The following is a 12888-nucleotide window of genomic DNA, read 5'->3' as shown; positions in this document are numbered from 1 at the left end:
CGTGAGTTCAAGATGAAATCGATCAATCCAAGCAGTCCCACATTGAAATTCGCCATAGCCTTGGGTGCCATTGGCGCCCTCGGCCCGTCGGCCGTGGACATGTACCTGCCCAGTTTGCCGGAGATGGCGCTGGAGTATTCCGCCAGTGTGGCCAGCATTCAGCTGACACTCACGGTGTTCCTGCTGGCGATGGGCCTTGGCCAATTGCTGTTCGGCCCTGTCGTCGACGCGTGGGGGCGCCGGCGCCCGCTGATTGCCGGTCTCGTCCTGTTCAGCGTGAGCGCGCTGGTGGCCGGTGCCGCACCGACGCTGGACTGGCTGCTGCTGGCGCGCTTCGTTCAGGGACTGGGCAGTGCGCTGACCCTGGTGGTGATCATGAGCATGGTGCGTGATGTCACCCAGGGCGTGCAGGCGGCCAAGCTGTTTGGCTTGCTGATGACCATCGAAGGCGTGGCGCCGATTATCGCGCCGGCACTGGGCGGCTATATTGATGCGCACTTTGGCTGGCGCGCGGTGATGGTCGTGCTGGCGGCCCTGGGCGCATTGGTGGCGGTGAACTCCATGGTGGTGCTGCGGGAAACCTTGCCCGTGAACAAGCGTGAGCCGCTGAACTTCCAACGGGCAATCCGCACGTACGCACGCATCGCCCAGGACCTGCGCTTCCTGCAACCGGCGCTGGCCTTGTCAGCGGTGTTCTTCTTCCTGTTCGCCTACATCGGTGGCGCCACGTTCATCTACCAGAATGACTACGGGTTGCCTGCCGCCCAGTTTGGTACCCTGTTCGGCGCAACCGGTATTGCGATCCTGGTCGGGGCTTCGCTGGCGGCGAAGCTGGTGGGCAAATACGGCCTGGCACGCATGGCCGTAGCGGGCTCCTGCTGCATCGTTGCCGGTGCGCTCATCGCTTGTGCGGCCGCAGCCGCCGGGCTGGGCTTGTACTGGCTGGTGGCCGGAGTGGCGCTGGCGTTGCTGGGCGTGGGGATTGCAGAAACCACGTTGATGACGCTGGTGATGTCTTCGCAAACCACCGCGCTGGGTTCGACCGCTGCGTTGCTGGGGGCCTTTCAACTGGGCATCTCGGCGTGCGCCACACCCTTGACCGGCCTGGTGAGCAGCCACGGCGCCACGGCGTGGGGCGGCTTGCTGGTGCTGTGCGCCGCTGTCGTCGGGGTGCTCACCTGGATCAGCGTGCGCCAAGGCAAGGCTGACCAGATCACCGCGTTAAATCATTGATAAAAGATCGCTGGCAAGGATATTCAGATGAAAGTGCTCAGCCCCTCAGCGGGCAGAATTTGCGACATCGCCCTGGTGCATTTCGCCGAGCGGGGCTACGACGCCTCGTCACTCAACGACATCGCGGTGCTGGCGGGCATGCGCAAGCCGTCGTTGTATGCGCATTTCAAAAGCAAGGATGACCTGTTCAGTGCGGTGCTGGATTTGGCATTGACCACCGAACGTCAGTACCTCGAAGAACGGTTTGCCGTGGCTGCCAACGCTTCGCTTAGCCTCGACATGCTGTACACCGACCACCTTGCGCAGCGTTATGAGTCTTCAGCAGCGCTGCGCTTTCTACTGCGCACGGCGTTTTTTCCACCAGCCGAACTCAAGGGGCAGGTGAGTGCGGGTTTTGAAGCTTATCTTGAACGCATGCGAGAACTGTTTGGGATCAGCCTCACGGCCAAATACCCAACGCTGAACGCCACGGACCTGGGGATCTTCCAGGACGCGTACATCGGGCTGATCGACAGCCTGCATGTCGAACTGATCTACGGTAACGCGGACACTTACCGCCGCCGCGTCGCCGCCTTGTGGCGAATCCTCGGGGACTCGATAGCCCTGGCGGCCGGGCAGGCATAAAAAAACCACTGCCGAGGGTCGGCAGTGGTCATCAGTCAGTGACAACGATGCGATCAAGCGACAGCGAAGTAGTGTTTAACGAACTCTTCGCTGACAATCTCCCACACCACGGCTGTGCCCTTGATCACGAACCAGCTGTCACCCACCCCGTAACGCGTGCTGTTGCCTGTGGCTTCTTCCGTGAGGATCACTTCCCCGGTGACCACGGTGGCTTGCTCGTTGAACGGGTATTCCATGCGGAACTTGCCCTTGGTGGTGCCGAAGTAGGCGCTGCTGACCGGGTCGGTGGGCGCGCCAAAGGTCATCTTGCCAAAGGCTTTGACTTCGCCTTCGAGGATGGTCGAGCCGAGGTCGGCCACGGTGCCCCAGGCATCCAGTGCCGACAGTTTGATGTGTTGCTCTATGGTGGTAATGGTCATGGCAGTTCTCCAGTGAGTCGTGTGAGCGGGTCTGTCAACGGCGGCCGTTGAAGTAGCCCGAGAGTTGGTGAAGGCTTTTGCCGGCCGTGAGGATCAAGGGGCGGATATGGTCCTTGCCGAGAATTTGTGCGTGCTTGACGGAGCTGATCAGGTTGTAGCGTGACGAGCCTTCGCTCATGCCCTCGGCCAGCACCTTGCAGATAATGTGGCTCGGGGTGACGCCAAAGCCCGCGTAGCCCTGGACGTAAAACGCGTTCGGGCGCCCGCTCAGCGTGCCGATTTGCGGGAACAGGTTGGCGCCGGTCGCCATGGGTCCGCCCCAGGCGAGGTCGATCTTCACGTCCTTGAGGTAGGGGAAGATGTTCAGCATCAGTTGGCGGTTCCACGCCTTGAGGTCTTTGGGAATATGCTCGATCACCGGCGTGGCCGCACCGAACAGCAGGCGGTTCTCATTGGTCACCCGGTAGTAGTCGATCACCGGGCGGATATCGCTGTAGGCGCCACGAATCGGGCTGATGCGTTGGATCAGTTCTTCCGGCAATGGCTCGGTCATCATCTGGAACGCGTAGGTGTTGATGGTGGTCTTGTGCAGCTCCGGCTCCAGCTTGTTGAGGAAGCTGTCGCAGGCCCATAGCAACTTTTCAGCTTTCACCGAGCCACGCCCGGTGCGCACGGTGATCTGTTCACCGTAGGTCACTTCGAGGGCCGGGCTGTGTTCAAAGATGCGTACACCGAGGCCGGACGCCGCCTTGGCTTCGCCCAGCAGCAAGTTGAGGGAATGCACATGGCCACCGCCCATGTGCAGCAGGGCGCTGCTGTAGGCGTCGGAGCCGATGATCTGCTTGACCTCGCTGCCCTCCATGAAGCGGATCTCATCGCGGGTATTGATGCTCTTGAAGTCTTTCTCCCAGGCCCGCAGGGTTTTCGCCTGACGCTCATTGAAGCCCATGTAGCCGTAGCCATGGCAGAAGTCTGCATCGATGGCGTATTTGGCGATGCGGTCCTTGATGATGCCCGCGCCCAATTCGCTGATTTCAAAGATCTCGCGCAGGCCTTGTTCGCCGACGCTGCTTTTGATCTTTTCCAGGTCGTGGCCGATCCCCGCCATGATCTGGCCGCCATTGCGCCCGGTACCGCCGAAACCCAGGTAGCGCGCCTCCAGGACCACGATATTGGTGATGCCTTTTTCGGCCAGCTCCAGCGCGGTGTTGATGCCCGAAAAACCGCCACCAATGATCACCACTTGCGCTTCGATATCCTGTTCCAGGGTCGGGAAGGCGAGGTTGTATTTTTTGGTGGCCGAGTAATAGGTTGGCGTTTCGATAGTGATCATGGCGCGGCCTGAATAGATTGAAAAAAACGTCACGACAAGGCGTTAGCAAGCCCTGTTCCATGGCGCACATTAAGGGCCTAACGAGCGGTAGGTGTCTTGACTGTGCCTGCCTTCGCTTTTGTACCTGCGTGCCATCGCCAGCGCCAGCTGGCTGATGCAGAACCACAGGATGGGCAGGCTGTGATAAGTTGGTTAACGTATTAACAAAATAGCTGGCTGTGAAGCATGTCCAAACCCCGCCCGTCCTTGACCCTCAATCTCTTGCAAGCACGCGAAGTCGCCATGCGTTTTTTCCGCCCTTCACTCAATGAACATGGGCTGACCGAACAGCAGTGGCGCGTTATCCGCATCCTCACTCAGCAGGGCGAACTGGAAACCAATCGCCTGGCCGACTTGGCCTGCATTCTCAAACCCAGCATGACCGGTGTCCTGAGCCGCATGGAAGCGGCTGGCCTGGTGCATCGGCGCAAGGCCGATCAAGACCAGCGTCGGGTCTTGGTGACGCTGGCAGCAGGCGGGCAGGCGTGTTTTGCGTCAATGAGCGATTGCATGGAGCAGAATTACCAGCGCCTGCAGGAACGCTTCGGCGCCGAGAAACTCCAGACCTTGCTGGCCTTGCTCACAGAACTGAAGGCGATCAAGCGCTAGGCAAAAAGACCGCTGCATTCACATGCAAGCGGTCTGGGTACAGGGCGATACCGGCCTTAGTAAACGCCGCCGCCAGCATTGCCGGGCAGCGGCGTGTCCTTGAATTTACCGGCCAGGGTTTGCAGCCCGCGCATCAGCACCGTGGTGTCGACACCGACCGCGACAAACGCCGCGCCCAGTTCGATATAGCGGCGCGCCAGGGTTTCGTCGGCGCTGAGAATCCCGGCCGCTTTGCCCGCCCGTTGAATGCGCACGATCGCGTCCTCAATCGCCGCTTGCACGTCAGGATGGCCAGGGTTGCCACGATGGCCCATGGCGGCGCTGAGGTCGGCAGGCCCGATAAACACCCCGTCAACGCCTTCCACCGCCGCAATCGCGTCGAGGTTGGCCAGCCCTTCGGGGTTTTCAATCTGCACCAGCAGGCACATTTGCGCGTTGGCCAACTCCAGGTACCCGGGGATGCTGTTCCAGCGCGAAGCACGCGCGAGCGCACTGCCAACACCGCGAATACCCTGGGGCGGATAGTGCATCGCGCGCACCAGCTGGCGCGCCTGTTCGGCGCTTTCCACCATTGGTACCAGCAGCGTCTGCGCGCCAAGGTCCAACACCTGCTTGATCAGCGCCGTATCGCCAATCACCGGGCGAATCACCGGTTGGCTGACGTAGGCCGCCACCGCTTGCAGCTGGCTCAACATGCCGCGCAGGTCGTTGGGCGCGTGCTCGCCGTCAATCAACAACCAATCGAAGCCGGCATTGGCCGCCAGCTCCGCGCAATACGCGTCCGCCAGGCCCAGCCATAATCCGATTTGCGCGGTGCCGCTGCCCAGGCGTTGCTTGAATAGATTTACCGGCATATCCATGACAGGTTCCTCGTCAGACAAAACGGCAGGAGATGGAACCGAGCATGTCGTAGTCGACATGGAAGGTATCGCCGGGATTGGCGGCCACCGGGCGCGTAAACGAGCCTCCCAGGATGATCTGCCCGGGCTGCAGCGTGACGTCATACGGCGCCAGCTTGTTCGCCAGCCAAGCCACGCCTTTGGCCGGGTGGTTGAGCACGGCGGCGGACACCCCGGATTCCTCGATCACGCCGTTGCGGTAGAGCACGGCGGGGACTTTGCGCAGGTCGATGTCCGTCGGGCGCACCGCGCGTCCGCCCATGACCACACCGGCGTTGGCCGCGTTGTCGGAGATGGTGTCGAAGACTTTGCGCGTGGCCTTGGTGTGCGGATCGATTTGCTGGATGCGCGCGTCGATGATCTCCAGGGCGGGGATGACCCATTCGGTCGCGTCCAGCACGTCGAAAATCGTGCAGTTCGGACCTTTTAGTGGCTTGCCGAGGATAAAGGCCAGCTCCACTTCGACCCGGGGCACGATGAAGCGGCTGAACGGGATGTCGGTGCCTTCGTCAAAGATCATGTCGTCCAGCAGCGCGCCGTAATCCGGCTCGGTGATGTTCGAGGAGACTTGCATCGCGCGCGAGGTCAGGCCGATCTTGTGGCCGACGAGCTTGCGGCCATCCTGGATTTTTTTCTCGACCCAGGCCCGTTGAATGGCATAGGCGTCTTCGATGGTGATGCCGGGGTGGTCGAGGGAAAACTGGCGCACTTGCTCGCCAGAGCGTTCGGCCTGGTCCAGTTGTGCGGCGGCTTGCTGTATCACGCTGGAAGGAAGCATGTTCAGGGTCTCTTACTGTGGATTGACGATGGCGGCCTGGGTGCGCAGCACCAGCAAGGCGCCCAAGGTGATAAAGGCCGCGAGGACATACAGGGCCAGGCTGGCGCTTTGGGTGTTGTCGCGCATCCAGCCGATCAGGTACGGCGCCAGGAACGACGCAATGCTGCCGAAGGAACTGATCAGGGCGATGCCCGCCGCTTGGGTCGAGTTGGATAAGAACGCCGGAGGCAGTTGCCAGAACATCGGCAACGCGGCACTGGCGCCCATGCCGGCGATGATCAAGCCCGTCATCACCAGCAACGGGTTTTGTGGCAGCAAGCCGGCGATGGCAATGCCGGCGGCGGACATCAGCAGCGGCACCAGCAAGTGCCAGCGGCGCTCGCGATTACGGTCCGAGGAACGCCCGCAGGCAATCATGAAAAAACAGCCCGCCAGGTACGGCACGGCGCTCAGCAAGCCGACCTTGCCATCGCTGCCAATGCCGGCGCCGTGGATCAACGACGGCATCCAGAACGCCAGGGTGTTCACTGCGAGCATGACAGCGAAATACACCGCCACCAGGACCCATACCTGGGTGTCTTTGAGGATGCCGGCAAACGAGGTGATGGCTTTGCGTTGCTCTTCGCTGTGCAGTTGCTCACGCAGCTGGGCTTTTTGCGCATCTGTCAGCCAGTTCACGCTTTCAAAAGAGTCAGGCAGGCATTTGAGGACCACCAGCCCCAGCAGCACCACCGGGGCGCCTTCAATCAGGAACATCCACTGCCAGCCGCGCAGGCCGCCAAAGTCGTGGAAGGCCTCAAGGATGCCGCCCGACAATGGGCCGCCGATCACCCCGGCCATCGGCACGGCAATCGCGAACAGTGCAGTGACCTGGGCACGCCGACGCGCCGGGTACCAGCGATTGAGAAACACCAGAATGCCCGGGAAGAATCCTGCTTCCGCCACACCGAGCAAAAAGCGCAGTACGTAGAAACCGGTGGCATCGTTCACGAACAGCATGCTGGTGGACAAGATGCCCCATACCACCATCAAGCACGCGATCCAGCGACGCGGGCCGAAACGGTCCAGCGCCAGGTTGCTGGGCACGCCAAACAAGGCATAGGCGACAAAAAACAAGCCGGCGCCGAAGCCGTACACGGTGTTGCTGAAGTGCAGGTCGGCACTCATCTGCATCTTGGCAAAGCCAATGTTGATGCGGTCCAGGTGGGCAAACAAATAGCACACCAGCAACAGCGGCATGAGCCGCCAGGTGATGGTGCTGTGGGTGCTGTCTTGCGAGTTGCGCAAAGGCTGTGTGGCAGTGTTGGCTGTGCTCATGATGTTGTACTTCTTTTTATATGAGATAGGCACGGGAGGAGGGCGGCAGGCTGCCCTCAGCTGGATTTGTTGAACAACGGGTGCAGGCTGCTGTGTTTGGCGTCGTAGACCTGCGCCGCGCTTTCATCGATTTGCAGGGTGATGCCCAGCGGGCGGCGCTGGAGGATCGGTTCCAGGTGGGCGCGCAGCACCGCCAGCAAGCTGTCGCCGACGGCCTGGTGCACGGCGTGGCTGCGGCCGCTGCCCATGCGCAGGTTGGCGTAGCAAAAACCGTAGTCGCCCTTGCCGTCGGCCACTGCGCTGTGGGTCGCCGGGTAGGCCAGCACGCGGGTGCCGCCCGTGGGGAACACGGCTTTGCCGGATTCGTCGCGCTGTTCCAGCATGGTGTCGGCCAGGGCACGGCACAGCGCAGAAACGTCCGTCTCTTGCTCAAGCTCGGGGGTGTAAAGCAGCACCAGGTGCGGCATGTCGAGTCTCCTGCGATTAGAGGCGGCTGGTGGATAACACCGCGCCAGGGTTGGCCGCTTGAGCCGGGGGAATGTTGGCGCCGTCTTGTGGCGTCACCGGGAACACCACGTTGATCTGCCCTGTGCCGGAGGAACCGAAGTAGGGCGTCAGCACTTCGGCCTTGCCGTCATAGTCACTCCAGCCCAGCGCGCCGAGGAGCATGGCGGTGTCATGCATGAACCCTTCGCCGTGGCCTTTGGCCGCGTATTCCGGGAGCATGCCGCAGAACTCCGGCCACTCGCCGTCTTCCCACATTTTCACCACGCGGTGATCGAGGGTTTCCAGGAACGGGCTCCAGACTTTGGTGGCAAAATCCGGCGCCTGGCCGTTCTGCGCAAAACGGTGCGACAGCGAGCCACTGGCGAGGAACGCCACCGTGCCGTCGTAGTGATCTTCGACGGCCTTGCGCATGGCCCAGCCCAGGCGCGCGCTGTCCGCCAGATAGTGCGAGGTGCACAGGGCCGACACCGAGATCACCTTGAAGTCCTGGTTCTGGTTCATGTAGCGCATCGGCACCAGCGTGCCGTACTCCGGGCCGAGGGTGGTGGCGTGGTGCGCCATGGTCTCGACCTGGAAACGGTTGCATTCCTCAGCAAGCAACAGCCCCAGTTCAGTGTTGCCGGGGAACTCGTACGGCATGTTGCTGATGAAGTGCGGCAGTTCATTGCTGGTGTACACGCCCTTGAAATGCGGGCCGCACAGCACGTGGTAATTGGCGTTGACCAGCCAGTGCGTGTCGAACACCACGATGGTATCGACCCCCAGTTCGCGGCAGCGGCGGGCGATTTCATAGTGGCCGTCGATGGCCGCCTGACGAAAGCCCTGGCGTGGGCCGGGCAGCTCAGAGAGGTACATGGACGGAACGTGGGTGATCTTGGCGGCTAATGCCAGCGTGCCCATGATGAGGCTCCTTTCTTGTTGTTGGGTGCTTGTGCGGCGAGCTTCCATGAATATAAGGGAAGCCCGCCGCACACGGTGGTCCGGTTACACGCCCCAGCGCGGGATGTGGTGGCTGCCCATCGAGATGCATACGTTCTTGATCTCGGCGAACACCTCGAAGCTGTACTGGCCGCCTTCGCGACCGGTGCCGGAGCCTTTCACACCGCCGAACGGCTGACGCAGGTCACGCACGTTCTGGCTGTTGATGAACACCATGCCGGCCTCAATGCCACGCGCCAGGCGATGGGCCTTGCCGATGTCCTGGGTCCAGATGTAGGACGCCAGGCCGTATTCAGTGTCGTTGGCCAGTTGCAAGGCTTCGGCTTCGTCCTTGAAGGGGATCAGGCACACCACCGGCCCGAAGATTTCTTCCTGGGCGATGCGCATGTTGTTGTTCACATCGGCGAACACGGTGGGCTGGATGAACTGCCCCTTGGCCAGATGCGCCGGCAGGTTGGCCGGGCGCTCCAAGCCGCCAGCCAGCAGGGTGGCGCCTTCTTCAATACCGATCTTGATGTAACCGGTGACTTTGTCGTAGTGGGCCTGGGTGATCATCGAGCCGACTTGGGTTTTCGGATCTTGCGGGTCACCGACGATCAGGCGCTTGGCCCGCGCGGCGAACTCGGCGACAAAGGCCGGGTACACGCTTTCCTGAATGAACACCCGGCTGCCGGCGGTGCAGCGTTCGCCATTCAACGAGAAAATCGTGAATAACGCTGCGTCCAGTGCGCGCTCCAGGTCGGCATCTTCGAAGATCACCACCGGCGATTTGCCGCCCAGCTCCATCGAATACTTTTTCAGGCCGGCGGTCTGCATGATTTTCTTGCCAGTGGCCGTACCGCCGGTGAAGGAAATGGCGCGCACATCGGGATGCCGTACCAGCGCATCACCGGCGGTTGCGCCGTAGCCCTGGATAATGTTGAGCACGCCATTGGGTATGCCGGCCTCGACGGCCAGGCGCCCCAGTTCATTGGCGGTCAGCGGTGACAGCTCGGACATCTTCAATACGGCGGTATTGCCCAGCGCCAGGCACGGCGCCGTCTTCCAGGTGGCGGTCATGAACGGCACGTTCCACGGCGACACCAGGGCGCACACACCCACCGGCTGGTACAGGGTGTAGTTGAGCATCTGGTCATCGACCGGGTAGGTGTGGCCGTCCATGCGGGTGCACACTTCGGCGAAGAAATCGAAGTTGTGGGAGGCGCGCGGGATCAACACGTTCTTGGTCTGGTGGATCGGCAAACCGGTGTCCAGGGTTTCCAGTTCGGCCAGGTGCGGCACGTTCTGCTCAATCAGCTCGCCGAGTTTGCGCATCAGCTTGGCGCGTTGCGCCGCCGGGGTGTTGGCCCACTTGGGGAAGGCTTCCTTGGCCGCCGCAACTGCTTGCGCGACTTCTTCGGCGCCGCCGCTGGCCACCTCACCGATCGCCTCGCCGGTGGCGGGGTTGTAGTTGATGAACACGTCTTTGCTTTCGACTTCGCGGCCGTTAATCCAGTGCTTGATCATGCTGTTCACGCCTCTTGCTCAGCGAGCTTTTTGTTCTTGAGAGTTTGCTGCTTGAAGAATTCGGCTTCGCTGACAATCCGGTTGACCAGGCGGCCGACGCCCTCGACTTCCACGATCACTTCATCGCCCGGGACCACATCGGCGAGCCCTTCCGGGGTGCCGGTGGCGATCATGTCGCCCGGTTGCAGGGTCATGAAGCTGGACAGGTATTCGATCAAGTAAGGGATGTCGAAAATCATGTCTTTGGTGCTGCCTTCCTGGCGCAGCTCGCCGTTGATCCAGGTGCGCAGCTTCAGGTTCGAGGCGTCAGGCACGTCGGCCACGTCGACGATCCAGGGACCGACCGGGGTGGTGGCGTCGCGGTTTTTCACGCGCAGGTTGGGGCGGTAGTAGTTTTCCAGGTAGTCGCGGATCGCGTAGTCGTTGCACACGGTGTAGCCGGCCAGGTAGTCCAGCGCATCCTCACGCTTGACGTTGCGTGCAGGTTTGCCGATTACCGCCACCAACTCGCACTCGTAGTGCATGTAGGCGACGTTGTCCGGGCGCCAGGTGATCTGCTCGTGGCCGGTGTAGGTGCCCACGGACTTAACAAAGGCGAGGGGTTCGGTCGGTGGCGCGAAGGCCAGCTCCGCCGCGTGGTCGGCGTAGTTCAAACCCAGGGCGAACATGCTGCCGGTGGCAGGCGGCAGCCACTCGACGGCGCTGGCCGCGACGCGGCGACCGTCGGCGAGGTGTAGGGTGTTGTCGTCGCCTTCCACGGTTGCGTTATGTATGGCGCCTTCAAAACGGATACGTGCGTGTCTCATACAGCGGCCTCCTGCTCGGCGACGATGTGGTTGACCAGGCTGCCCAGGCCGCTGATCTGCACTTCAACCCGATCACCCGGCAGTACGTCGACGCGGCCTTCCGGGGTGCCGGTGATCAGCACGTCACCTTCGTGCAGGGTCATGAATTCAGTGATTTCGGCAATCAGTTGCGGGAGGCTGCGCACGAAGTTGGCCGTGGAGTTTTCCTGGCGCAGTTCGCCGTTGACCAACAGCTTCAGGCTTAGGTCGTGGGGTTCTTTAACCTGGTCGCGGGGAATCAACGCGGGGCCGATCGCGCAAAAACCGTCTCGGCATTTGGCCTTGACCGCCGGGCGGTAGTAGCTGTCTTCCGGCAGGCTGAATTCGTTGACGATGGTGTAGCCGGCCACGTAGTCGAGGGCCTGTGCCTCACTGACGCGACTGGCGTCTTTGCCGATCACCACGCCCAGCGCCGGGCCGGGCTGCAGGTGTTGCACGCCCGCAGGGTAAATCACTGCCTGATCATGGCCGTTGCGCGTATTGGGCGTCTTGATAAACAACACCGGTTTGACGGGCGGCTGTTTGTACGGCGCTTCGTGGAATTGAGCGAGATGCAGATCAACCAGACCCTGGTAGTTCAGTGCAACACCGAACAGGGTGCCGGTCGCAGCGTCATGCAAGGCACGGCTCATGCTTTTCTCCTGGCAGGGGCGGGGCGCGGTTGGCCTCGCCTCAATTGTTAATGTGTTAACGTTATAATTAAGATGTTAACGATCGTCAAGGCCTGTGCCAGTGGCGAAAGTCTTTTTGCAGGCGCACCATGAGCGGCGCTGCAGGCGATACCGACAAAAATAATGAGTAAAGACAGATGAACGATCGTCACCCGATTCCCAACATCAACATCGGGCAGGTCTACGACCAGCGCTACAGCGACAGCGAGGTGCACTACGACAAGCTGGGCAACCTCGCCGGCTTTTTCGGGCGCAATATGCCGGTGCATCGGCACGACCGTTTTTTCCAGGTGCACTACGTCAAAAGCGGTGCGGTGCGTGTCTACCTTGATGACCAGCAATACCTGGAGTCGGGGCCGATGTTTTTCCTCACGCCGCCGACGATCCCGCACTCGTTCGTCACCGAAGCCGACAGCGACGGGCATGTGCTGACGGTGCGCCAGCAACTGGTCTGGCAATTGATCGAGAGTGACCCGGGCCTGGCGCCGGGCCCGCAACTGGCGGCGGCGTGCGTCGCGCTGGATCGGCTGGCCCCCGAATATCAGGGCGAAGCGTGGCGATTGGCGTTTTTGTTCGAAGAGTTGCGTGTCGAGATGAACAACACGGCGGCAGGCCACGGCGCGGCGCTGTTGAGCCTGACGCGCCTGATCATGATCAGCCTGCTGCGGCTGTGCGCAAATTCCCTGGAGGCGACACCCGCGCGCCATGAGGACTTGCAGATTTTCCATCGCTTCAACGAGCTGATCGAAGCCCGCTACCTTGAACACTGGACGCTGGCGCGTTATGCGCAGGCCACAGGCGTCACCGAGGCAAGGCTCAATGACGTGTGCCGACGTATCGCCGACTTGCCCTCCAAGCGCCTGGTGCTTGAGCGCGTCATGCAGGAAGCCAAGCGCTTGTTGCTGTTCACACGGGGCTCGGCCAACGAAATCTGCTATCAGCTGGGCTTCAAGGACCCGGCTTACTTCAGTCGTTTTTTCCAGCGCTACGCGCAGATGACCCCGGGGGAGTATCGGCAACGTCAGGCGGGTTTGCGCTAGCGCCAGCATCGGTCTGTTCCGTCTTCATCCAACGGCTGCGAAAAAAAAACCGCGCAGGGCGCGGCTGAAGAAAGAGAGACCCATGCTGATGGATTTTACGCGGCACGGACATGCGCTTTACGGTGGTTC

The 12888-nt window shown here is 61.5% G+C and carries 14 protein-coding genes; 4 read left to right on the top strand and 10 right to left on the bottom strand.

Features of this window, described 5'->3' with window-relative positions:
* Positions 1 to 12: 12 nt before the first annotated feature.
* Both ACU688_RS14405 and ACU688_RS14400 read left to right on the top strand, forming a co-directional pair.
* Positions 13 to 1233, top strand: coding sequence for a multidrug effflux MFS transporter (locus ACU688_RS14405; RefSeq protein WP_448185269.1), 1221 nt, complete (start codon positions 13 to 15; stop codon positions 1231 to 1233).
* Between the two features lie 27 nt (positions 1234 to 1260).
* Complete coding sequence (locus tag ACU688_RS14400; protein WP_448185268.1) at positions 1261 to 1857, top strand: TetR/AcrR family transcriptional regulator; 597 nt, start codon at positions 1261 to 1263, stop codon at positions 1855 to 1857.
* 53 nt (positions 1858 to 1910) lie between these two features.
* On the opposite strand, the gene ACU688_RS14395 is transcribed toward ACU688_RS14400, so the two are convergent.
* Both ACU688_RS14395 and ACU688_RS14390 read right to left on the bottom strand, forming a co-directional pair.
* Positions 1911 to 2276 (bottom strand): cupin domain-containing protein, encoded by a 366-nt coding sequence (locus ACU688_RS14395; protein ID WP_448185267.1) that lies wholly within the window; start codon positions 2274 to 2276, stop codon positions 1911 to 1913.
* Between the two features lie 34 nt (positions 2277 to 2310).
* The gene (locus ACU688_RS14390; RefSeq protein WP_448185266.1) at positions 2311 to 3609 is read right to left on the bottom strand and encodes an NAD(P)/FAD-dependent oxidoreductase; all 1299 of its coding nucleotides are present in this window, start codon (positions 3607 to 3609) and stop codon (positions 2311 to 2313) included.
* A gap of 225 nt (positions 3610 to 3834) precedes the next feature.
* Between ACU688_RS14390 and hpaR the strand changes: the two genes are divergently transcribed.
* Positions 3835 to 4257 carry a homoprotocatechuate degradation operon regulator HpaR gene (gene hpaR, locus ACU688_RS14385; RefSeq protein ID WP_448185265.1) on the top strand — a complete coding sequence of 141 codons (423 nt, stop codon included), beginning with the start codon at positions 3835 to 3837 and terminating at the stop codon, positions 4255 to 4257.
* A gap of 56 nt (positions 4258 to 4313) precedes the next feature.
* Here hpaR and hpaI read toward each other — a convergent pair whose 3' ends face one another.
* The 8 genes from hpaI to ACU688_RS14345 all read right to left on the bottom strand — a co-directional run bounded on the left by hpaI (position 4314) and on the right by ACU688_RS14345 (position 11680).
* Entirely contained in the window at positions 4314 to 5117 is an 804-nt protein-coding gene (gene hpaI, locus ACU688_RS14380; protein WP_448185264.1) for a 4-hydroxy-2-oxoheptanedioate aldolase, read from the bottom strand.
* Positions 5118 to 5130: 13 nt separating this feature from the next.
* Entirely contained in the window at positions 5131 to 5934 is an 804-nt protein-coding gene (hpaH, locus tag ACU688_RS14375; RefSeq protein ID WP_448185263.1) for a 2-oxo-hept-4-ene-1,7-dioate hydratase, read from the bottom strand.
* A 12-nt stretch (positions 5935 to 5946) separates the two neighbouring features.
* On the bottom strand, positions 5947 to 7251 hold the full coding sequence (locus ACU688_RS14370; protein ID WP_448185262.1) for an MFS transporter: 1305 nt from the start codon (positions 7249 to 7251) through the stop codon (positions 5947 to 5949).
* Positions 7252 to 7307: 56 nt separating this feature from the next.
* Positions 7308 to 7718: a 5-carboxymethyl-2-hydroxymuconate isomerase gene (locus tag ACU688_RS14365; RefSeq protein WP_448185261.1), complete on the bottom strand. Its 411-nt coding sequence runs from the start codon at positions 7716 to 7718 to the stop codon at positions 7308 to 7310.
* A gap of 16 nt (positions 7719 to 7734) precedes the next feature.
* A complete protein-coding gene (gene hpaD / locus ACU688_RS14360; protein WP_448185260.1) occupies positions 7735 to 8658 on the bottom strand; it encodes a 3,4-dihydroxyphenylacetate 2,3-dioxygenase in 924 nt (307 codons plus the stop codon).
* A gap of 84 nt (positions 8659 to 8742) precedes the next feature.
* The gene (hpaE, locus tag ACU688_RS14355; RefSeq protein ID WP_124524655.1) at positions 8743 to 10203 is read right to left on the bottom strand and encodes a 5-carboxymethyl-2-hydroxymuconate semialdehyde dehydrogenase; all 1461 of its coding nucleotides are present in this window, start codon (positions 10201 to 10203) and stop codon (positions 8743 to 8745) included.
* Positions 10204 to 10208: 5 nt separating this feature from the next.
* Positions 10209 to 11009 (bottom strand): fumarylacetoacetate hydrolase family protein, encoded by an 801-nt coding sequence (locus ACU688_RS14350; protein WP_448185259.1) that lies wholly within the window; start codon positions 11007 to 11009, stop codon positions 10209 to 10211.
* Positions 11006 to 11680, bottom strand: coding sequence for a fumarylacetoacetate hydrolase family protein (locus ACU688_RS14345; RefSeq protein ID WP_448185258.1), 675 nt, complete (start codon positions 11678 to 11680; stop codon positions 11006 to 11008). Before ACU688_RS14345 ends, ACU688_RS14350 begins: the two co-directional genes overlap by 4 nt.
* A gap of 176 nt (positions 11681 to 11856) precedes the next feature.
* On the opposite strand from ACU688_RS14345, the gene hpaA reads away from it, so the two are divergent.
* Positions 11857 to 12759 (top strand): 4-hydroxyphenylacetate catabolism regulatory protein HpaA, encoded by a 903-nt coding sequence (gene hpaA, locus ACU688_RS14340; protein WP_448185257.1) that lies wholly within the window; start codon positions 11857 to 11859, stop codon positions 12757 to 12759.
* Positions 12760 to 12888: the final 129 nt, after the last annotated feature.

It is taken from the genome of Pseudomonas acericola (SeqCode), from assembly GCF_053456465.1.
This window is presented reverse-complemented; position numbering and strand designations above follow the sequence as displayed.

Bases quoted from the DNA above. Each gene is read 5' to 3' on its own strand.
- ACU688_RS14405 (WP_448185269.1), top strand. From the start codon at position 13: ATGAAATCGATCAATCCAAGCAGTCCCACATTGAAATTCGCCATAGCC.
- ACU688_RS14400 (WP_448185268.1), top strand. From the start codon at position 1,261: ATGAAAGTGCTCAGCCCCTCAGCGGGCAGAATTTGCGACATCGCCCTG.
- ACU688_RS14395 (WP_448185267.1), bottom strand. From the start codon at position 2,276: ATGACCATTACCACCATAGAGCAACACATCAAACTGTCGGCACTGGAT.
- ACU688_RS14390 (WP_448185266.1), bottom strand. From the start codon at position 3,609: ATGATCACTATCGAAACGCCAACCTATTACTCGGCCACCAAAAAATAC.
- hpaR (WP_448185265.1), top strand. From the start codon at position 3,835: ATGTCCAAACCCCGCCCGTCCTTGACCCTCAATCTCTTGCAAGCACGC.
- hpaI (WP_448185264.1), bottom strand. From the start codon at position 5,117: ATGGATATGCCGGTAAATCTATTCAAGCAACGCCTGGGCAGCGGCACC.
- hpaH (WP_448185263.1), bottom strand. From the start codon at position 5,934: ATGCTTCCTTCCAGCGTGATACAGCAAGCCGCCGCACAACTGGACCAG.
- ACU688_RS14370 (WP_448185262.1), bottom strand. From the start codon at position 7,251: ATGAGCACAGCCAACACTGCCACACAGCCTTTGCGCAACTCGCAAGAC.
- ACU688_RS14365 (WP_448185261.1), bottom strand. From the start codon at position 7,718: ATGCCGCACCTGGTGCTGCTTTACACCCCCGAGCTTGAGCAAGAGACG.
- hpaD (WP_448185260.1), bottom strand. From the start codon at position 8,658: ATGGGCACGCTGGCATTAGCCGCCAAGATCACCCACGTTCCGTCCATG.
- hpaE (WP_124524655.1), bottom strand. From the start codon at position 10,203: ATGATCAAGCACTGGATTAACGGCCGCGAAGTCGAAAGCAAAGACGTG.
- ACU688_RS14350 (WP_448185259.1), bottom strand. From the start codon at position 11,009: ATGAGACACGCACGTATCCGTTTTGAAGGCGCCATACATAACGCAACC.
- ACU688_RS14345 (WP_448185258.1), bottom strand. From the start codon at position 11,680: ATGAGCCGTGCCTTGCATGACGCTGCGACCGGCACCCTGTTCGGTGTT.
- hpaA (WP_448185257.1), top strand. From the start codon at position 11,857: ATGAACGATCGTCACCCGATTCCCAACATCAACATCGGGCAGGTCTAC.